This is a genomic window from Nakamurella multipartita DSM 44233, from assembly GCF_000024365.1.
Taxonomy (GTDB): Bacteria; Actinomycetota; Actinomycetes; order Mycobacteriales; family Nakamurellaceae; genus Nakamurella; species Nakamurella multipartita.
Map to the genome: position 1 here is coordinate 1,118,236 of NC_013235.1, position 20,678 is coordinate 1,138,913.

10 protein-coding genes and 2 pseudogenes are annotated in these 20,678 nt (G+C 73.2%); 9 read left to right on the forward strand and 3 right to left on the reverse strand.

Going from position 1 to position 20,678, the window contains the following annotated elements; all coding sequences use genetic code 11:
* Positions 1-242: 242 nt before the first annotated feature.
* The 5 genes from NAMU_RS05115 to NAMU_RS05135 all read left to right on the forward strand — a co-directional run bounded on the left by NAMU_RS05115 (position 243) and on the right by NAMU_RS05135 (position 14,203).
* Positions 243-845, forward strand: a complete 603-nt coding sequence (locus NAMU_RS05115; RefSeq protein ID WP_015746344.1) for a DUF4255 domain-containing protein — start codon at positions 243-245, stop codon at positions 843-845.
* A 3-nt stretch (positions 846-848) separates the two neighbouring features.
* Positions 849-3,263, forward strand: coding sequence for a carboxypeptidase-like regulatory domain-containing protein (locus tag NAMU_RS05120; RefSeq protein ID WP_015746345.1), 2,415 nt, complete (start codon positions 849-851; stop codon positions 3,261-3,263).
* A gap of 2 nt (positions 3,264-3,265) precedes the next feature.
* Complete coding sequence (locus NAMU_RS05125) at positions 3,266-6,208, forward strand: carboxypeptidase-like regulatory domain-containing protein (protein ID WP_015746346.1); 2,943 nt, start codon at positions 3,266-3,268, stop codon at positions 6,206-6,208.
* Positions 6,205-13,203, forward strand: a complete 6,999-nt coding sequence (locus tag NAMU_RS05130; RefSeq protein WP_015746347.1) for a beta strand repeat-containing protein — start codon at positions 6,205-6,207, stop codon at positions 13,201-13,203. The genes NAMU_RS05125 and NAMU_RS05130 overlap by 4 nt, the downstream gene beginning before the upstream one ends.
* Before the next feature lie 94 nt (positions 13,204-13,297).
* On the forward strand, positions 13,298-14,203 hold the full coding sequence (locus tag NAMU_RS05135) for an alpha/beta fold hydrolase (protein WP_015746348.1): 906 nt from the start codon (positions 13,298-13,300) through the stop codon (positions 14,201-14,203).
* Between the two features lie 13 nt (positions 14,204-14,216).
* On the opposite strand, the gene NAMU_RS27040 is transcribed toward NAMU_RS05135, so the two are convergent.
* Both NAMU_RS27040 and NAMU_RS05145 read right to left on the reverse strand, forming a co-directional pair.
* A complete protein-coding gene (locus NAMU_RS27040; protein WP_015746349.1) occupies positions 14,217-15,965 on the reverse strand; it encodes an eCIS core domain-containing protein in 1,749 nt (582 codons plus the stop codon).
* Between the two features lie 107 nt (positions 15,966-16,072).
* Positions 16,073-16,990: a LysR family transcriptional regulator gene (locus NAMU_RS05145; RefSeq protein WP_015746350.1), complete on the reverse strand. Its 918-nt coding sequence runs from the start codon at positions 16,988-16,990 to the stop codon at positions 16,073-16,075.
* Between the two features lie 90 nt (positions 16,991-17,080).
* Between NAMU_RS05145 and tdh the strand changes: the two genes are divergently transcribed.
* The 4 genes and pseudogenes from tdh to NAMU_RS31685 all read left to right on the forward strand — a co-directional run.
* Complete coding sequence (gene tdh / locus NAMU_RS05150; RefSeq protein WP_015746351.1) at positions 17,081-18,124, forward strand: L-threonine 3-dehydrogenase; 1,044 nt, start codon at positions 17,081-17,083, stop codon at positions 18,122-18,124.
* A 3-nt stretch (positions 18,125-18,127) separates the two neighbouring features.
* Positions 18,128-19,306 carry a glycine C-acetyltransferase gene (locus NAMU_RS05155; RefSeq protein WP_015746352.1) on the forward strand — a complete coding sequence of 393 codons (1,179 nt, stop codon included), beginning with the start codon at positions 18,128-18,130 and terminating at the stop codon, positions 19,304-19,306.
* A 48-nt stretch (positions 19,307-19,354) separates the two neighbouring features.
* On the forward strand, positions 19,355-20,035 hold the full coding sequence (locus NAMU_RS05160) for a trimeric intracellular cation channel family protein (RefSeq protein WP_015746353.1): 681 nt from the start codon (positions 19,355-19,357) through the stop codon (positions 20,033-20,035).
* A 116-nt stretch (positions 20,036-20,151) separates the two neighbouring features.
* Positions 20,152-20,385, forward strand: a pseudogene (locus tag NAMU_RS31685) (hypothetical protein); the annotation flags it as partial.
* A 55-nt stretch (positions 20,386-20,440) separates the two neighbouring features.
* On the opposite strand, the pseudogene NAMU_RS31690 reads toward NAMU_RS31685, so the two are convergent.
* Positions 20,441-20,674 (reverse strand): annotated as a pseudogene (locus tag NAMU_RS31690) (hypothetical protein); the annotation flags it as partial.
* Between the last annotated feature and the right edge of the window lie 4 nt (positions 20,675-20,678).

Sequence of the window (20,678 nt, forward strand, 5' to 3'; positions counted from 1 at the left end):
CCCGGACGGCCAACATAGGGCGATCGCCCGATGCACCCGCCGCCCGCCGATGGTGGGCTCGCAGGCAGACGCCTGCCACCGGCGTGCCCGCGCCCGCGCGGGCCGCCCGGCACCCGGGGTGTCGCCCGCGACGGATGAGCAGGTTCGGGGGGCCCGATGACGACTCGCCCGCAGCGACCGGCACTCCCGCCGGCCGACGCGGCCGGTTCGTCGACCGGGCGGGCCCGCGGGGACGGTCCCGCATGATCATCCCGACCATCGACACCGGCCTGGAAACCCTGCTGCGCACCGAACTGCCGCTGCCGGAGACGGTCGGGGACGTCTCCTTCGAATCGCCGTCGGGCACCTGGTCGGCCCAGCTGAACCGGGTCACGGTGAACCTGTTCCTGTTCGGGGTCGGCCGTTCGGCCCAGCAGCCCCGGCCGCCCGTGGACCGCGACCAGAACGGGCAGGCCCAGCGCCGCCGGCCCATCCCGATGCTCGAGCTGCACTACCTGGTCTCGGCCTGGGCCGGCGTGGTCCGCGACGAGCACCAGCTGCTGGGCGACGTGATGGCGTGCCTGCTGCAGTCCACCGCGCTGGCCCCCGCCCACCTGCCGGTGGCGCTGCCGGCCCCGGTGCAGCTGACCATCGAGCCGTACGACAACAGCCGGGCCAAGGACGTGTGGGCCACCGTGGGCGGCGCCATCAAGCCTTCGTTCGAGCTCGTCGTCACCTGCGCGGCGGACTCGCCGGCGTTCGACGACCTGGCCCCCCGGGTGGCCCGGATCGAGGCGCTGGTCGGGCACCTGCGTGAACCACCGCCGGGGGCCGACGAGGCCGATCCGGCCGGCCGGCGGGGCTGAACCGTGCGCGTCACCGCCGGCTCCACCCTGGTCGATCTCGCGCCGGGCGCCTCGACCGACCTGGACTTCGACGTGGTCAACACCGGGTCGGTGATCGACGGCGTCACCGCCCGGGTGATCGGCCTGCCCGAGCAGCAGGTGCGGGCCCACCCGCCGGTGCTCGCACTGTTCCCCGACTCGGCCGGCCGGCTGACCCTGAGCCTGGAGCTGCCGCCGGCCTACCCGGCCGGGCGGCACCCGCTGACCGTGGAGGTGCTCTCCCGGCAGGACGGGGTGGCCTCCGAGTACGTCGACCTGGACCTGGTCGTGCCGACCCGGCCAGACTTCCGGCTGACCATGCGGCCGGAGGTGGACCGGGCCCACCGCACCGGCCGGTTCGTGCTCAGCGTGACCAACTCCGGCAACGTGCGGCTGGCCGTCACGCTGGCCGCGACCGACCCGGAACGGGCGGTCACCGCCCGGGTGGTGCCCGAGCGGCTGCTGCTGGACGCCGGCCGCAGCGGGGACGTGCTGATCGAGGCCCGCGGCCCCCGGATGATTTTCGGCTCGGAGGTGGACCGGCCGATCACGGTGAGCGCGCTGGCCACCCCGGCCGACGAGGCCGCCCGGCAGGCCGACGCTCAGCTGCGCCGGGTCGAGCAGGGCGCGGACCCGCAGAGCGCCGATCCGGCGGCCCTGATCAACCCGGACGGCGACCCGACGCCCGGCGGTGGGGTTCCGGTCGACCCGGCCGGCGATCTCGGCGCGCCGAACCTGCCCGAGCAGAGCATCGCGGCGATCCTGCGGCAGCGGCCGTGGATCACCCGCGGCATGCTCACCGCGCTGATCCTGCTGGCCATCATCGCCCTCTGGGCGGCCATCTTCCTGTTCGGCCTGCGGCAGGTGTTCGCCAGCGACCCGCCGACCAAGGCGGCACCGGCCTCGTTCTTCGACACCGACATCGTGCTGCAGGCCTCGACCGGACAGGCCCAGGCCGAGAACGCCCCGCCCGGGGCGCTGCCCAAGGACGGCAGCATGCCCTCCGGGCTGGGCGGCACCATCGCCGGCACCGTGACCGCGACCAGCGACGGCGCCCCGGTGGGCCGGATCCTGGTCGAGGCGCTGCGGCCGCGGGCCGACGGCGGCCTGGACACGGCCAGCTCGGCCGCCACCCAGGCCGACGGGTCGTTCCAGGTCGCCGGCCTGTTCCCGGGCGGCTACCTGCTCCGGTTCAGCGCCGACGGTTACGACCCGGTCTTCTACCCGGGCACCCCGGACCAGGCCGCCGCCACGGCGGTCACCGCCACCTCCGCGCAGATCACCGCGGGCACCAACGTGCAGATCACCGGGCACCCGGCCTCGATTTCCGGATCGGTCGACCCGGGCGACACCCTGCAGCCGGTGGTCACCACCGTCACCGCCCGCCCGGTCTCCGGCCCGCAGACCGGTCAGGACCTGGCGACCACCACCACCGACGGGGACAACCGGTACACGCTGCCGGACCTGCCGGCGCCCGGCACCTACCAGCTCAGCTTCGCCGCGGAGGGCTACCAGCCGACCGTCGTCTCCACCTCGGTCGAGGGCGGCGCGCAGCGCCTGCAACCGGCGGTGGCGCTGACCGCCGGCCCCGGGCAGATCGGCGGGCTGATCACCGACGGCGCCGGTCCGCTGGGCGGGGCCACCATCAGCACCACGGTGGGCGGCAGCACGGTCAGCACCGGCACCCCGACCGTCGGCGACGTGGGCCGGTTCGTGCTGGGCAACCTGCCCACCCCGGGCACCTACGTGCTGCAGATCAGCGCGCCCGGGCACGGCGGCACCACCCAGGTCGTCGATCTGGGTCCCGGGCAGAACCGCCTCGACCTGACCGTCGCCCTGCCCTCGGGCACCGACCAGGTGACCGGCCGGTTGGTCGACGCGGCCGGCAACGGCATCGGCGGCGCGACGGTCACCGTCGGCGGGATGACCAACCCGCCGCAGACCGGCACCCTGACCGCCGGCACCGTCGGCGGGTTCTCGCTGTCCGGCCTGCCGGCCGGGGCCTCGCTGACCCTGACCTTCACCAAGGCCGGCTACGCGACGACCACCGTGCCCATCCAGGTCGGCAGCAGCCAGGCCGTCTCGGTCACCATGACCGACTCGCAGGGACGGCTGTCCGGGACGGTCACCGACCCGAACGGGACGCCCATCGCGGGGGCCACCGTCACCGCCACCGACGGCAAACGCAGCTGGCCGGTCACCTCGTCGTCGGCGTTCGCCGGCGCGGCTGCCGGGACGTTCGTGATCGCCCAGCTGCCGGCCGGGGCCTACACGGTGACCGCCGACGCGCCGTCCACCCTGGCCCGCACGACGCTGGTGACGGTCACCGCGGGCGGCCAGAGCACCGCCGACTTCGTCCTGCCGCCCGATCCGGCCGCGGTACCCGGGGCGGGTGGCTGACCATGCGGGTCTTCGTCACCCCGGACCGGATCGAGCTCGCGCCTGCCGGCGGCCCTGCGGCCGTCGGCGGCCCGGCCGGGCCGGACGCACCCAGCACCGTCGAGGTGCTGATCACCGTGCACAACACGGGCAACCTGATCGGCGGCTACCAGGTGCGGGTGCTGGGGGCCGACCCGTCCTGGGTGAGCCTGCAGGCCGACAACCTCTCGCTGTTCCCCGACGAGACCCAGACCCTGACCGCCACCGTCGCCGTGCCCGACGGCGTCGCCGCCGGGGAACGCCGGATGGCCGTCCAGGTCCGGGAACTGACCCCGCCCTACGCGATCTCGATCAACGAACTTGAGCTGCTGGTGCCGGCGGCCGAGGCCCTGGACGTCCAGCTGACCCCGATGACGGTGATCGGCGGCGCCACCGGGATGTTCGGGGTGCTGCTGCACAACACCGGCAACACCACGGTGACCACCGAGCTGGCCGGCCGGGACGCCGAGGACGTGATGTGGTTCGAGTTCGAACCGGCCGTGGTCACCCTGGCCCCGGGCGATCAGGCGATCTCGGACCTGCGCGCGGCGGGCCCGCGCCGCTGGTTCGGCCAGCCGGTGGTGCGCCCGTTCGGCGTGCTGCTGGTCCCTCCGGGGTCCCAGCCACCGCCGGGCCGGCGCTCCCGCGGGTTGCTGCCGACCGGCCTGGTGCCGAAGAAGATCAAGCTGCCCAAGGGCCCGCCGCTGCCCGCGGTGCCCAAGCCGCCCACCGGGCCCGGCGGCGGCGCCCCGGCCATGCCGGCCGCGCCCAAGGTGCCCGGGGTCAAGGTCCCGTCGATCAAAGCGCCGGCCGTCAAGGTGCCCCAGCTGACGGCGCCGAAGCTGCCGACCGAGCTGGCCGTGCCGGCCCGGGGCGCCGCGGGGGGACCGGCCGACCCGGTTCCGGCGCCGGCCGCGCCGCCCGAGCCGGTCGCCGTCGGCACCTTGCTGCAAAAGCCGCGGCTGTCCCGCGGGGTGCTCTCGTTGCTGTCCCTGCTGGTCGCGGCCACCGTCTTCGCCACCGTGATCACCATCGCGCTGTCCGCGCTGGTCGGGCAGTCGGCGGCGGATCGCAACCTGGCCATCCAGGTGGCCGCCGCCCGCAACTCGGGCACGCCGGCGGGCGCGTCGACGATGGGCGGGTCGGTGCTGCAGCTGACCAACGGGCAGCCCATCGCCGGGGTGTCGGTGGAGCTGTTCGCGGCCCAGGACGTGACCAGCCCGCTGACCAACACCGCGACCAAGGACGACGGGACCTGGATCATCGGCGACCTGCCGGCCGGCACCTACGTGTTCCGGGTGCGCGGGGCCGGCTTCGCCGAGATCTGGTACCCGAACGCCCTGGCCGCCTCGGACGCCACCCAGATCACCCTGCAGGTCGGCCAGCAGGTCGGCGACCTGGACGTGAACCTGGGCGGGCTGCCGGCCACCGTGTCCGGCCAGGTGACCGGGGCCGACGTGGCCGGCGCCGTGCTCACCGTGCAGGTGCCGGCGGAGGACCTGCCGTCGGATCCGAACTCGGCCGCGGTCGCCCAGGCCGAAGCCTCCCCGGCCGTCGGCACGCCGGCCGGCGCGGTGCTGACCACCGTGCCGATCGGCTCGGACGGAACCTTCGACCTCAAGGACATTCCGTCGCCGGCGGTCTACGACCTGGTGCTGAGCAAGCCCGGCTTCGCCACCGACTCGCAGCGGATCGACCTGTCCGGCGGCGAGGTCCGGGGCGGCATCCAGCTGCGCCTGCAGACCGGTGACGGCCTGATCAGCGGTTCGGTGACCGGCCCGGACGGTCCGCTGGGCGGGGCGGTGGTGACCGCGACCACCGGCACCACCAGCGTGCAGACGGTGTCGCTGACCGACGGCACGGTCGGCTCGTTCACCCTGCGCGGGTTGGTCACGCCGGCCACCTACACGGTGACGGTGACCGCGCCGGGATTCACCACCCAGGCGACCTCGGTGGCGCTGACCGATGAGCAGAAGCTCACCGGGGTGCAGCTGTCGTTGGCCCGCTCCAGCGGCTCGTTGTCCGGGCTGGTCACCACCCTGCCCGGCAACGTCCCCGCGACCGGGGTGACGGTCGCGGTCAGTGGCGGCTCGACCCAGGTGCAGACGGTCACCCAGTCCACCGGGACGGTCGGCGCCTGGAGCATCGGGGGGCTGCCCATCCCCGGCTCGTACACGATCACCTTGAGCCGGGACGACCTGCAGAAACAGACCCTGGCGGTGAACCTGGACGCCTCCGGGACACCGAGCAGCGGCAGCGGCCCCCTTTCGGTGGCGATGACGTCGGCGGTCGCCGAGATCTCCGGGGTGGTCAGCCAGCGGGCCACCGACGGCACCATCACCGCGGCCGGGGAAGCGGTCGTCACGCTCACCTCGGGGGCCGAGACCTACACCGTGACCAGCGCCTCCGAACCGAGCTCGGCGACCGGCGCGTACCGGGTCGGCGGGGTCGTGCCCGGCACCTACACGCTGTCGGTGAGCCGCCCCGGCACCAGCCCGACCAGCGTGATCGTCACCCTGACCGCCGGACAGTCGCTGACCATGAACCCGGTGCTGATCCCGCCGGCGTCGATCGGCGGGACGGTGCGCGGCACCGACGGCACGACCATGCCCGGCGTCCAGGTCGCCCTGTTCAAGGCGTCCGAGTACCCCGCGCAGACCACCGCCACCACCACCACCGACGCCTCCGGCCGGTACTCGTTCCCCGACGTCGACGCCCCCCAGGCCTACGTGCTCGAGGTCCGCAGCTCCAGCCAGGGCACCCTCGGCTCGTCCACCCTGGTGCTGGCGGCCAGTCAGGCCGCGCAGATCGACATCACCGTCGGCCCGTCGACCGCGACGAGCACCCCGGCGCCGGCGCCGGCCGCGCCGAACGTGGCCACCACCGACCCGGCCACCACCTCGTCGACCACCGGGACCGGGCCATGACCGGCGCCGGCGGACCCGAGCTGTCCGTCGACCCGCTGGCCCAGTGCAGCGCGGGGGCGACGGCGACGATCCAGGTGCAGGTCTGGCACCACGGGCCGCGGCCGGCCGAGATCACCGTCGCCGTAAGGGGTCTGGACGCGGAGTGGACCCCAGAGCCGGTCTCGGTCGGGATCCTGCCGCCCGGGCAGGTGGCCACCGTGCCGCTGTCGCTGCGCCCCGGGCCCAGCGCGATCGGCGCCCGGTACCCGTTCGTGGTGGTCGCCGCGGCCACCGACTCGTTCGACCGCGGCGAGCCGGCCGTCGCCACCGCCGAGTCCACCCTGGTGGTCGGCGGCCGCGAACGCGCCGTGCTGGACCTCGACCCGCCGCAAGCGACCGCGGTGTTCGGCCGCCGGATCCGGCTGACCATCACCAACCCGTCGGTCACCGACCGCGATCTGCTGCTCGAACCGACCGTGCCGCAGGGCCTGTCGGTGACCTTGCCGACCGAACCGATCAGCGTCGGGGCCGGCCGGACGGTGACCGTGCGGGGCCGGGTATCCGTGCGGCGCTCCCGGGTGTTCGGCACCGTGCAGACCCACAGCTACGCGATCGCGGCTCGCGGGCAGGGTGCGCCGGTGATCGTCAACGGCACCCTGCAGGCCCGCCCGGTGTTCCGCGGCGCGCTGGTCCGGGCCCTGGTGCTGACCCTGGTGATCGCGCTGTGGGTCGGGCTGGCCGTGGTGGCACTGCCCCGGGTGTCCTCCTACTTCACCGCCGACCAGAAGACCGTCACCAGCACCACCCCGCCGACCTCCGGCAGCGACAGCGGGACGAGCCCGTCGGGTGGCGACCAGGGCGGCACCGCCGGTGGCACCGACCAGGGTGGAAGCGGGGGAGACCAGGGCGGCGGCGGTTCCGCCGGAGATCAGGGCACGGGGGATCAGGGCACGGACGGTGCGGGTGCGGCCGGGGGCGGTTCGGGCGGCGGCTCCGGCAACGGATCCGACGGTCATTCGGGCAGCGGTTCGGCAAGTGGTTCGGACAGTGGTTCGGGTTCGGATGGTGGTGCGGGCACGGGCGGCGGCAGTGGGGGTGATGGGGAGCCGACGGCGCCGCCGTCCAGCACGCCGTCCCAGGTGACCCTGCAGGGTCTGGTGACCGGCGCCGATCCGGGCGGGGTGACCGTCATCCTGGGTCCGACGAGCATGGTCGAGGCGGCCGGGCAGGGCGCGGAACCGGCCCCCGGCACCGACGAGCAGACCGCGTCCGGGCTGCGGGCGGCCCGGGGCGCGATCGGCAAGGTGTGGGCAACCTCGTTGCGGGTCAACCGGGCGGAGGATCCGCCGAGCCTGACCACGACCACCAACGACGACGGCACCTTCGCCCTGGCCGGCATCCGGCCGCAGGGCTACTACCTGCTGACGGTGGCCCGGGCGGGTTTCCGGACCCAGCGGTTCATCATCAACGGGGCCAACCTGGTCGGCGCCGACCCGATGAAGATCGCGCTGATCGCCGGGGACGGCGCCATGTCCGGCACCGTCGCCGGCCCGGACGGGCCGATCGGTGCGGCCACCGTCACCATCACCGACGGTCGGGTCTCGCTGCAGACCTCGACCGTCTCACCGGGCGCCGAGGGCACCCCCGGCTCGTGGAGCGTCACCGGGCTGTCCACCCCGGGCACCTACCTGGTCTCGGCCGCCGCGCCGGGCTTCGCCACGTCGTCGGCGCTGGTCACGCTGGGGGCGGGCGGCACCGCGAACACCGACCTGACCCTGGTCACCGGGGCCGCACAGGTGACCGGCACGGTCACCGGGCAGAACGAATTGGGCCAGCTCGGCGGGCTCGGCGGCATGTCCGTCTCGATCACCGGGCAGTCCGGCGACGTCACCACCACCCGCACGTCGACGACGGCGACCACCGGCCCGGTCGGCCAGTACGTGCTGCCCGACCTGCCGACCCCCGGCGAGTACACGGTCACCGTGTCCGGCGACGGGTATCAGGACCAGGTCCAGCACGTCTCGCTGGCCGAGGGGGTCGGTTCGGCGGTCGTCGACGTGGCCATGGTCCGGGTCGACGGGGCGGTCAGCGGCACCGTCTTCGGCAACCCGGCCACCGGGGACAAGCCCGCCGAGGGCGGGCTGATCGGCGCCGGGCTGACCCTGACCGGCCCGCAGGGCTCGACCAAGACGATGTCCACCTCGGACCCGGCCGGCTCGTTCCGGTTCACCGGCGTCAAACCCGGGGTCTACGTGCTGTCCGGATCGATGTTCGGCCGGTTGCCCTCCTCGGTGACGGTCGAGGTGACGGCGGCCGGTGAGGCCACCGCGGACCTGACGCTGCTCAGCTCGGCCAGCACCGAACTGCCGGCCACGGCCCGGATCCAGGGGCGGGTGGTGGACTCGCGCACCGGCGGCCAGCTGACCTGCGACCGGGCCGAGGACCCGGCCACGCCGTGTGTGATCACGGCCAGCGTCAGCGTGCCGGCGATCGACCCGGCCACCGGGCAGATCGACCCGAACCTGCCCCCGACCACCGTCAGCGCGACCGCCAACCCGGCCGAGAACTACCTGCTGCCCGCGCTGGACGATCCGGCCCATCCCGGTCTGGTCCCCGGCCTGTACACGGTAACCATCACCGCCCCCGGGTACGAGCCGGGCTCGGTGCAGGTGCAGGTGCCGCAGGGTGCCGTGATGTCGGCCGCGCCGGTCAGCTTGATCCCGCTGAGCCTGATCAGCGGCCGGCTCACCACCCGGGTCGGCACCCCGGTGGCGCCGACCTGTGTCGGCGTGGTCGCCGCCGGCGTGGTCCCGCCGACCCGCGCGGACGGCTGCGTGGCCGCCGCGGACGGCCGCACGTGCACGATCGGCACCGACCCCAAGGTGCGCTGCGGCCTGGTCCAGGTCGACGGCACCTACCAGGTCCGGGGCCTGACCCACGGCGGGTACACGGTCGTGGTCATCCCGACCGACCCCGAGTACATCGCCCCGGCCCCCTTCGACCTGACCATCGACCTGGGCAGCGACGGGCGCTACGACCCGCTGCTGGACCGGTTGGGGCGGATCGCGGTGACCGTGCGGCAACCCGACCTGGACACCGCCGCGCTCGGGCCGGCGGAGGGCGCCACCGTCGCTGCCGTGCTCGGTTCGACCAGCACGTCCGCGCCGCCGACCGACGCCGACGGCACCACCACGGTCATCGCGCTGACCCCCGGCACCTACCGGGTCGACGCCAGCGGGGATGCCGGCACGGCCAGCACCGACAACGTCTTCGTCCAGCTCAACCAGACGATCGACGTCAACCTGGTGCTGATCAAGCCGCTGGGCACGGTGGTCGGCCGGGTCGTCACCAACGACGGGGTGAGCCCCCAACCGGTCAGCGTGCCGGCCGCGCCGGTCACCATCACCGGGGTGATCGGCTACACCGGGCTGGCCCCGGTGTTCGGCGCGGTCACGCTGACCACCGACATCAACGGTTGCTTCGCCGTGCTGCCGACGTCGACCACGCCCAAACCCGGCGGTTTCGGCCCCTGCCCGCAGGGCATCTCCGCCGACTCGGCGGCCGCGGCGATCAGCGGGGGCTTCCTGGTGGCGCGGCCGATCTCGGTGGCCATCGGCACCACCGATCAGTCCCAGGCGTCCTACCAGGCCCAGGTCGGCATCGTCGGGGACGGCCAGATCCGCACCATCCCGGTGGACGCCACGACCGTGCAACCCAAGCCGTCGTCGACCGCCAACCTGACCCTGGGCACCCTGCCGGCCGGAACGGCCCGCGGGCTGGCCAACCTGACGGTGCTGACCAAGTCACCGCTGTCCGGGCAGGTCGCCGCGGTCGATCTGCAGAACCCCGCCGGGGGCCTGCGCTGGTCCGACTCGGCGGTGACCGGCGACAACCTGCTCTCGCCCGGCCGTTACTCGGTACAGGCCGCGGCGCCGGGCTTCACCAGCCTGCCGGCGCGCGGCGCGCAGATCCTGTGCAGGTTGGGCACGGCCTGCACCTACGTGGTCGACCCGACCGACGCGACGTCGGTGGCCGATCCGGCCCTGCGGTTGGTCCGCAATCCCACCTTCACCGGGTCGGTCACCGTGTTGCCGACCGGGGCCGGCATCACCGGGGCGACGTTCTCGGTCAGCCCGCTGAACTCGAACCTGCCGCCGATCAGCCTGACCGCCTCCGGCACCACTCTGTCCTGGCAGGAGCAGGGCGCGCCGGCCAACCTGGTCACGCCGGGCAGCTACAGCGTGACCGCGTCGCTGGCCGGCTTCGAGAGTGACCCGGTCACCTTCACCTGCGCGCCGCCGACGACGGGCGCGGAAACCTGCCCGCTGGCGCTGACCCTGCGCCAGCTGTCGTCGCCGACGATCACCGTCGTCAGCAACGTCGCGGTCGGGTCGCCCAACCGCAAGGTGCCGGCCGGGGCCACCATCACCATCACCGGCACGTCCATCGGCACCCGCGGCCCGTTCACCGACAACAACACCGGTGACGGCATCCAGATCGCCCTGCCGCCGCTGTCCTCGCTCGACAAGAGCTACCAGATGACCGTGCGAGCACCGGGTTTCGCGCCGGCTACGTTCACCTCGACGACCACCGGGAACATCAGCTGCACCGGCGGCAGCGGGTTGTTCTTCCAGCCGGGTCCGACCGCCTGCACGGTCACCCTGACCCAGCTGGCCCAGGTCACCGTCACCACGGTGCAGGCCGGGTCGCTGGCCCGGCTGTCCGGGGTCGGGGTGAAGGTCACCCAGCTGACCGGGACCGGTGCGAACTCGACCTGGGACGGGATCACCGTGGGCGGCTCGGTGGTGATCACCGGGTCGGTGGCCAGCCCGGGGTTGACTCCCGGCGAGACGTACCGGGTGAGCGCCAGTCTGGTCGGCTACGACGACGCCAGTACCGACGTGACCATTCCGTCCGGCACGCTCGATCAGCCGGTGACCATCGCGCTCCGGCTGCGCCCGGTCACTCTGCAGGTGGCACTGGTCGCCGGGACCGGCACCAGCCTGCCCAACGGCACCCTCACCGTGACCGGCCGGGACTTCTCCGGCACGGCGGTCAACCGCACCTGCACGTTCACCACGCAGAACACCGGTGCCTGCACCCCGACGCAGACCGACACCACGCTCTCGGGCATCGACGCGCTGTTCGCCAAGCTGCTGCCCGGCGGCTACCAGCTGGCCTTCACCTCCACCGACGGGCTGTACCGGCCGCTCACCCAGTCGGTGCAGGTGGCCGGCGGCACCGATCCGGTGCCGGTGACGATGACCCTGGCCGCCGGGACCAGCGCGCAGACCGGCACGGTGCTCGCGCCCGACGGGTCGCCGCTGTCCGGAGCCACGGTCACGCTGCGGCAGAACAACAACGTCGAGGTGATCGCCAAGGACGTCGCCGGGACCAACCTGCCGGAGATCACCACCGGCGCCGACGGTGCGTTCAGCTTCCGCAACGTGCCGGACGGGGTGTACCGGGTGATGGTGGACGCCTGCGGCTACGGCCGCACGTTCTCGGCCGCGATCACCCTGAACACCTCGGTGACGGCCAACCCGCCCGCGGTGAGCGTGCGGCTGGCCCGGGTCACCCGAGCGGTGACGGTCAACGTCTCCTCCACCGCCGGCACCAGCCTGGTCGGGCTGCCGGCCAGCTTCCAGCCGGTCGCGGCAGACAGCGGGGATCCGTCCTGCACCATGCCGTCCGGGGCGACGAACACCGCGCTGACCGGCTTCTTCGTCGCGCCCGACGGCACGGTGACCGCGCCGCAGCTGCCCACCGGGCGGTGGGTCGTCGCGGTCAGCACGCCGAACTCACCGTTCGGCGCGTCCACGCCGTCGTTCCTCTCGCCCATGCCCGACTACGGCACACCCACGCTGAACCCGACGATCCCGCCGATCAACGTGATCGGCACCGGCGGGCAGATCCGGCAGGCCCAGATCAGCCTGTCCGTGACCTGGCCGGCCGGCTGTGCCAACCCGCCGTCGTCGGTCAGGCTGACGATCACCCCCGCCACCGGCGACCCCGCCACCCTGGACGCCACGGTGCAGTCCGGCACCGACAAGTCGGGCACCGCCAGCCTCACCACGCTGCTGCCGGCCGGCAGTTACAGCTGGTCGTTGGCTGCCGACAACAACTTCACCGCGCAGCCGGCCACCGGCTCGCTGACCGTGCCGTCGTCGGGATCGACACCGGCGCAGTCGATCTCGTCCACCCTGCAGGCGCCCGCGGTGCCGGTGAACGCCACATTGTCGGTCAATGGCGGCACCAGCGGGCCCGCTGGGGTCGTCCGGGCCACCCCGGCCGGCGGCGGCTCGACGGTGACCAGCGACGGCAGCGGACTGCTCTGCCTGGCACCGACCGCCGGCTGGACCGTCTCCATTCGGTCCACCACGGACCCGACCATGCTGATCCCGGACATCACTGGGGTCAGCGTGACCCGGGCCGGACCCAACACCGTCGCGTTCGTCGGATACGGGCTCCAACCGGGGGTCAGCCTGGCCACGGTCGACCGGCGTACCCCGGACACCACCGCGCGCAGCGTGCCGCTGACCGTCACCGGACCGGGTACCTCGTGGTCCGGCACGGCCACCATTGCGGCCGGCGCATCGGCTGGGACCGGCCCGACGCTGACCCTGGGGGCCGGCTCGTACACGCTGGCCGCCGCAGCCAGCGACCCGTTCGGCACGGCCAGCCAGAGCGGCATCGACCCGGCGACGACGCACACCGCCACCCTGACCCTGCCCTACACCGCCGTCACCCTGGCCGTCACCGCGTCCGGTGCTCCTGATCCGGGGGCGACCTTCACCCTGACCCCGGCCGCCGGTGGCTCGCCGATTACCACCACTACGTCCGCGGCGGCCGTGTTCCGGGACATCGCGCCCGGGACCTACACGATCGCGGCCAGCAAGACGGTGGGCACGGTGACCTACAGCGGCCAGCTGACCGACCAGGTGCTGGGTGCCGGCACGTCGCCCCAGCTGAACGTGCCGATGACCGCGCCGCCGCCGCCGAACCCGCCGAACTGACCCGCGTCCCGGGCGGCCCGGGTACCCTGGTAGGTATCTGTGCGGTGCGCGCACTCTCGCGGCACGGACCCGCCGTTGCCCGGGAGGCCGCTGGATGACCGATCGCTACCGCGCCGTGGACGTTCCGGTCCGTGGGGGAGACCTGCGGGTCGGCGTCTGGGAGCCCACCGGGGATGCGGCCGAGCCGGCCGGCCCGCCCGTGCTGGCCGTGCACGGCATCACCGCCTCGCACCGGGCCTGGGTGACGGTGGCCGACCGGCTGCCCGGCGCCCGGATCGTCGCGCCCGACCTGCGCGGCCGGGGCCGGTCCAACCAGTTGCCCGGACCGTTCGGGATCACCGCTCACGCCGACGATCTCGCCCGCGTGCTGGACCACCTCGCCGTGCCGTCGGCGATCGTCATGGGGCATTCGATGGGTGGTTTCGTCACCGTCGCCACGATGCATCGGCACCCGGACCGGGTGGCCGGCGCGGTGCTGGTCGACGGCGGGTTGCCGCTGCCGATCCCGGAGGGCCTGACCCCGGACGAGGCGACGGCGGCCATCCTGGGCCCGGTGCAGCGCCGGCTGACCATGACGTTCGCCGACCACGAGGCCTACCGCGACTTCTTCCGCGCGCACCCGGCGTTCGCCGACTGGACCGACGCCACCACCGACTACATCGACTACGACCTGGTCGGCGAGCCCGGCAACTTCCACCCGGCCACCTCCTTCGAGGCCATGGCCGCCGACTCCCGGGCCCAGCAGGACGGTGAGGACTGGCTGCTGCCCGGGCTGGCCGCGCTCCCGACCGGTACGCCGTTCCTGCGGGCGCCGCGCGGCCTGCTGGACGAGGAACCGGGGCTGTTCCCGGCGCCCTGGGTGGCCCGCTGGGCGGCCGAGTTCCCGGGGATGGACGTGCGTGAGGTGCCCGGCACCAACCACTACACGCTGCTGTTCAACGACTCCGGGACGGCTGCGATCGTCGGGGCGCTGGCCGCGGCGGGGGCCTCGCCGGCCTGACGGACCGGGCCGCTCAGACCTCCTCCCATTCGGAGTCCGATTCCTCCGGGTCGTGGTAGCCGGCGGAGCTATCGGAGATTCCGCGAAGCACCCCGCGATCGTCCAGGTAGCCCTCGGGAAGGTTGCTCTCTACGTAGGCCAGGGCCGCCTCGTGGTTCCAGATCACGTCGGGAGCGCGCCAACCCAAGTAGAAGCCGCCGTGGGTGCCTGAGACCTTGATCGAGTACCCGAGCGGGGCGGCGATCAACTGGTTGTACGCCTCGAAGGCGAGCTTGCAGGCGCCGCAGGCGAGTTTGACCCCGCCGAGATCCCGGACGATCGGGTTCGGCCCCGGGTTCGGGTGCGCCCGCAGGTCCCGGTCCAGGTCGGCGAGGACGGTCATCTCGCCGTGTTCCGCATCGCCGGCTGATTGGCCGACGTTGTGCCAGTTCGGCGGCGCCGTCAGGGCCGCGGACAGCTCACCGAGACCGCGGTTGCTCGCCGCGTGGTGGGCGCGGTAGTCGCCAGACTGCAGGGCCCTGAGCTTGATCGCGTCCTTCCGGGCCCGTCTGCCCTCGGGCAGCCGGGCCCCGGGGTCCAGCGCCCCTCGGAGGGCGGCAAGCCCGCGGGTGGCGTCGGTGGCGGTGACGTGTCGATTGCCGGTGTTGCCGGCGACATGCAGCGATCCGCCGATCGGCGCGGTCGCCAGGTGCGGGGTGGACGCTTCCGGCATGTCCGTCATCAGCACGCGCGCCGTGCGATCCAGAGCCCGCAGTCCGGGTCCGCGCGGGCCCCTGGTCTTCTTCGACGTCGGCTTGAGCCGGTACTTCGCCTTGACGTAGACCGGCACCGACCGGGCGTCCGGGTAGCCGTGCAGGTCCGGACCGGCGAACGGGGGTCGCTCCTCGTCCAGAGCCCGGCGGTGGGTTGCGGGCGGATCACCCCTTCCCCATTTGCCCGCGGTGGCGTCGTACCACCAGGTCGCCGTCCGGTCGACGACGATGTTCCAGTCGGTCTGCTTCCAGACGGCGTTGGGGCCGATGGCCTCCCAGCCGTGTCCGCCGCCGTCGACGAGGCGGAAGACGTCACCGCGCGGATCCTTCAGAACCTCTTCCCAGCGGAGCCCGTCCGGCTGTTTCTTGGATCGCGGCGGCAGCGTGGTGAGCGGCTGCGGGGCGGGTGGCGGCACCGGTTGCCACCATCGACGCAGCCGGTGCAGACCCGTTCGCTCGGTCAGGACGTGGGCAATCTCGTGGGCCAGAACCTGGTCACCGTCGCGGGTCGTGGGATCGACACCACGGCCCAGGAAGACGTCGTTGCCGAGGGTGAACGCACGCGCGGCGACCGCGTCGTTCAACCGGCCGGCCATGGGGTCGTCGTGGAGCCGCACGTGGCTCAGGCCGGTGCCGAAGGCCGCCTCCATCCGCGAACGGTCCGGCCCGGGCAGAGGTCGTCCGCCGCCCAGCCGCGCCGAGATCAGCGTGCTGGTGCCCGGGTCGAGCGGGCCCCCGGCGCGGCCGACGATCGGCGTCGCGGACGGTGCCGGCGGGCGGGGCACGGGCTCGACGCCAACCGTCGGTGTGGTCGACGTCGCCCGGCGCAGGCGTTCGATCGCCGTGTCGGCCAGGGCGTCGGCGGCCCGCTCGGCCGGGTCGTCGGCGTGGCCGACCGTCAGACCGGCCACTGGTTCCGGGCGCCCGGCGATCGACGCCACGGGGACCACCGGGTCAGCCGGCTCGGTGGTCGCGGTGATGACGCCGGGCCGACGTTCGAGGGTGCGCATCGACCTCTCCCACTATGCCGGCGACGTTCACTCCTGGCTCTCGACAATGGCCCGGTCGCGTCGGTTTGTCCAGGTAGTGATGCCCGCCGGGCCGTCCGCGCAGGGAATCACTGCCGTTCGCGGATGATCCCGGCCACCACCCGGTTCAGCGCCTGCGCCACCACCCGCACCGAGCGGCGGCGCAGGTTCTCCGGGCGGGTCAGCAGGTCGATGGTGCGGTGGGCGCCGATCCCGGCCAGCGGGCGGAGCACGATCGAGCCGGGGGGAGCCAGCGGCGAGGTGTACCGCGGTACCAGCCCGATCGCGTGGCCGGCCGCGACGATCGAGTTGAGCGTGCCGTAGTCATTGATCCGGTGGACCACGGTGAGCTGCCGTCCGGACACCGCGGCCACCGCGTCGAGCAGGTCGTCGGGGGAGTAGCCGCCGCGGGTGGTGACCCAGCGTTCGCCGGCCACCTGGTCGGCGGACAGTTCCGCGCAGCCGGCCAGCGGATGGTCGACCGGCAGGGCGACGTCCAACGGTTCCCGGACCAGGGTGATGGTGCGCAGGCCGGCCGCCGGCCAGGCCTGGCTGTGGTCCAGCCGGTGCGCGATCACCAGGTCGTACCGGGCGGTCAGCCCGGGAAAGTCCTGCCGGGGCACGTCCTCGTCGGTCAGCCGGACGTCGGGCGCGGTGGGCAGCCGGGCCAGCTCCTGCAGCAGCAACCCGAACAGGGACTGCCCGGCGCTGTGGAAGCCGGACACCGAAACCGTGCCCCCGGCCGACTGTTCGAAGGTCTCGACCGCGGTGCGGGCCGCGGCCATCGCGTCGATCACCTCGGCCCCGGCGTCGGCCAGCACCTGGCCGGCGTCGGTCAGCGCCAGCGTCCGGCCCTGCTTGGCGGTCAGCGGGGTGCTGAAGCTGCGCTGCAGCGCGGTCAGGTGCTGGGAGACCGCGGAGGGCGAGACGTTGAGTACCTTGGCCACCGCCGAAACACTGCCCAGAGCCCCGAGTTCACGCAGGATCAGTAGCTGGTGGACCTCCACCCGGCAAACCTATCGGTGAAGTATTCGCTAAAGCAACGGCGAAGAAAGAGTCGGTTGTTCTTCAACGTCACCGACCGTCTACTTGTCCCCATGAAGGCACTGTTCAAAGCCGAACGGGCTCCCGGGTTCGAGCTGACCGAGCGCCCCGACCCCACCTGCGGCCCCACCGACGTCATCGTCCGGGTGCTGCGCACCGGTATCTGCGGCACCGACCTGCACATCCAGCGCTGGGATGCCTGGGCCGACTCGATCGTCCGGGCCCCCCTGATCCCGGGTCACGAGTTCTTCGGCGAGGTCGTCGAGATCGGTTCCGGTGTGCGCGATGTCGCCGTCGGGGACCGGGTCTCGGGCGAGGGTCACATCGTCTGCGGCACTTGCCGCAACTGCCGGGCCGGGCGCGGGCACATGTGCATCCGCACGATCAGCGTCGGCGTCCAGCGCGATGGCGCGTTCGCCGAGTACGTGGCCATCCCGGCCGGCAACGTCTGGGTGCATCATCACCACATCGACCCCGACCTGGGTGCGATCTTCGATCCCTTCGGCAACGCCGTGCACACCGCGCTGTCCTTCCCGCTGGTCGGCGAGGACGTGCTGGTCAGCGGCTGCGGCCCGATCGGGCTGATGGCCATCGCCGTCGCCCGGCATGCCGGGGCGCGGTTCGTGGTCGGCACCGACGTCAGCGCCGCGCGGCTGGACCTGGCCCGCAAGATGGGCGCGAACGAGGTGGTCGACGTTGCCCACCAACCGATCTCGGATGCGCAGCGGTCGCTGGGCATGCGCGAGGGTTTCGACGTCGGCTTCGAGATGAGCGGGGCGCCGGCCGCGCTGCAGTCGATGATCGAGAACCTCAACCACGGTGGCCGGGTGGCCATCCTCGGCCTGCCCGCCCAGCCGTTCGCGATCGACTGGGGCAAGGTCGTCACGCACATGCTCACCCTCAAGGGCGTCTACGGGCGCGAGATGTACGAGACGTGGAACGCCATGGGCGCCATGATCCAGTCCAGCCCGGCCCTGCGGGAGGCGATCACCTCGGTGATCACCCACCGCCTCCCGGCCCGCGACTGGGAGCAGGGATTCGCCGCCGCGGCCGCGGCCGGCACCGGCAAGATCGTCCTCGACTGGTCGGAGGTCTGACCCATGTACGGAGCACTTCAGCAGCACATCACCGCCGAGCTCGACGGCATCCGCGAGGCCGGCCTGACCAAGCGGGAGCGGTCGATCAGCGGTCCGCAGGGCACCGAGATCGTCGCCGATGGCCAGCCGGTGCTCAACTTCTGCGCCAACAACTATCTCGGCCTGGCCGACGACCCGCGGCTGCTGGACGCAGCCCGGGCCTCGCTGGACGAGTGGGGCTACGGGCTGGCCAGCGTCCGCTTCATCTGCGGCACCCAGGAGCAGCATCGGGAGCTCGAGCGCCGGCTGGCCGGTTTCCTGGGCACCCAGGACGCCATCCTGTTCGCCTCCTGCTTCGACGCCAACGGCGGCGTCTTCGAAACACTCTTCGGCGCCGAGGATGCCATCATCTCCGACGCGCTGAACCACGCTTCGATCATCGACGGCATCCGGCTGTCCAAGGCCCGCCGGCTGCGGTACCGCAACCGCGACATGGTCGATCTGGAGGAGCAGCTGCGCGCCGCGCAGGACGCCCGGTTCCGGATCGTGGTCACCGACGGCGTCTTCTCCATGGACGGCTACATCGCCCCGCTGGCGCAGATCTGCGACCTGGCCGAGCGGTACGACGCCCTGGTCTTCGTCGACGACTCGCACGCCGTCGGCTTCATCGGTGAGAACGGCCGGGGCACCCCCGAGCTGTGCGGGGTCGAGGGCCGGATCGACATTTACACCGGCACCTTCGGCAAGGCCCTCGGCGGCGCCTCCGGCGGCTACGTCGCCGCGCACGGCGAGATCGTCGAGCTGTTGCGGCAGCGCGCCCGGCCCTACCTGTTCTCCAACACGCTCGCCCCGGCGATGGTCGCCGGCACGCTGGCCGCCCTCGACCTGGTGGCCAGCTCGAACGAGCTGCGCAAGCGTCTGCAGGAGAACGCGGCGCAGTTCCGGGCCGGCATGGCCGCGCACGGCTTCGACCTGCTGCCCGGCGAGCATCCGATCGTGCCGGTCATGTTCGGCGACGCCGCGCTGACCGCCCGGATCGCCGACGAGATGCAGCGCCAGGGCATCTATGTCACCGCGTTCAGCTTCCCGGTGGTGCCGCGGGGCGCGGCCCGCATCCGGGTGCAGCTGTCCGCGGCGCACACCCCCGAGCAGATCGACCGGTGCGTCGCGGCGTTCGTCGCCGCCCGCGATCTGGCCGCCTGACCCGTCCACCCCGAACCCCAGCACCCGGCAGATCCGAACGGCGAGGCGATGAACGACGCGGCGATGCACGTCCTGCGGGTCACCGACCTGTCCGGGGTGCTGGCCAACGCCCTGCTCGGCGGGGTGCTGGCCCGGGCCCGCGGGTTCGATCTGGTCGGCTTCGCGGTGCTGGCCGTGGTGTCCGGCCTCGGCGGTGGCATCATCCGCGACATCCTGCTGCAGAAGGGCACTCCGGTGGCCCTGGTCGACCACACCTACGTGCTCACCGCGCTGGTCGGCGCCGCGGTCGCCTTCCTGGTGCCGATCCGCGGCCGGGCCTGGGAACGCTCGTTCCCGGTGCTCGACGCGCTGGCCCTGGGTTGCTGGGCCGCCGCCGGCGCGCAGAAGGCGCTGAGCCTGGGCCTGGAATGGCCCGCCGCCATCGCCCTGGGCGCCATCACCGCGGCCGGCGGCGGTGTCGTCCGGGACGTGCTGCTGCGCCAGGTGCCGGCCGTCTTCGGCGGCAACACGCTCTACGTCACGCCCGCGCTGCTGGCCGCGGGAACCATGGTGCTATTCCACGCGGCTGGTCAGGTCACCGCCGGCCTGCTGGTCGCCACCGGCGTCGGCGCCGGCCTCACCCTGCTGTCGCACCATCAGGGGTGGCGCCTGCCCGCCCCGCCCGCCTGGTCGGGGCCGGTCCGCCTCGGCCGGCCGCGCCCGGCCGGAACCGCCCGCGACGAGGGCTGACCCGGCGCGCTCCGCTCACCCGTCCGTTCCACCGTTCCGCTCGTCCTTCTCGACCCCTTGCCCCGTGCGCTGCCCTGCCCTGCCCGGGTCGGGCCCCCTCCCCGAAAGGCGCTCCGATGCCCCAGTCCGCGGCCGAAGAAGCCCGCACCGTCAGCGAGCACGTCAACCATCCCGGACCGGACGATCCGGTTCTGCAACAGGAATTCATCGCCGAGAACGCCGGCTATCACAAGGGTCTGAGCAAGCGGCAGATCCAGATGATCGGTATCGGCGGCGCGATCGGCACCGGCCTGTTCCTGGGCGCCGGCGGCCGCCTGCACACCGCCGGCCCGGGGCTGGTCCTGGTCTATCCTCCAGGACCGGGCAGTCATGGCAGATCGCCTTCGCCTGATCGATGCGCCGCTGCTTCTGGGCCTTTCGTTCGCGGGCCGGGTGGAAGAACAACTCCACCTCCATCCCGCGGCAGGTCGCCGCCAACTGCCAGTTCCACTCCTCGGCGACAGGCGCCGGTCGTTGCCCGGCCCGGTCGATGATGCCGTCGCCGAAAGCGCCATCGGGTAAGGAGGATTGGCCAGAGCGTCCCGTCCGAGGACGGTCGGCCGGTCCCGGACCGGCCGGGTCGCATCTGGTCATCGTCATCGAG

Bases quoted from the DNA above. Each gene is read 5' to 3' on its own strand.
- NAMU_RS05115 (WP_015746344.1), top strand. From the start codon at position 243: ATGATCATCCCGACCATCGACACCGGCCTGGAAACCCTGCTGCGCACC.
- NAMU_RS05125 (WP_015746346.1), top strand. From the start codon at position 3,266: ATGCGGGTCTTCGTCACCCCGGACCGGATCGAGCTCGCGCCTGCCGGC.
- tdh (WP_015746351.1), top strand. From the start codon at position 17,081: ATGAAGGCACTGTTCAAAGCCGAACGGGCTCCCGGGTTCGAGCTGACC.
- NAMU_RS05130 (WP_015746347.1), top strand. From the start codon at position 6,205: ATGACCGGCGCCGGCGGACCCGAGCTGTCCGTCGACCCGCTGGCCCAG.
- NAMU_RS05135 (WP_015746348.1), top strand. From the start codon at position 13,298: ATGACCGATCGCTACCGCGCCGTGGACGTTCCGGTCCGTGGGGGAGAC.
- NAMU_RS05155 (WP_015746352.1), top strand. From the start codon at position 18,128: ATGTACGGAGCACTTCAGCAGCACATCACCGCCGAGCTCGACGGCATC.
- NAMU_RS05160 (WP_015746353.1), top strand. From the start codon at position 19,355: ATGAACGACGCGGCGATGCACGTCCTGCGGGTCACCGACCTGTCCGGG.
- NAMU_RS27040 (WP_015746349.1), bottom strand. From the start codon at position 15,965: ATGCGCACCCTCGAACGTCGGCCCGGCGTCATCACCGCGACCACCGAG.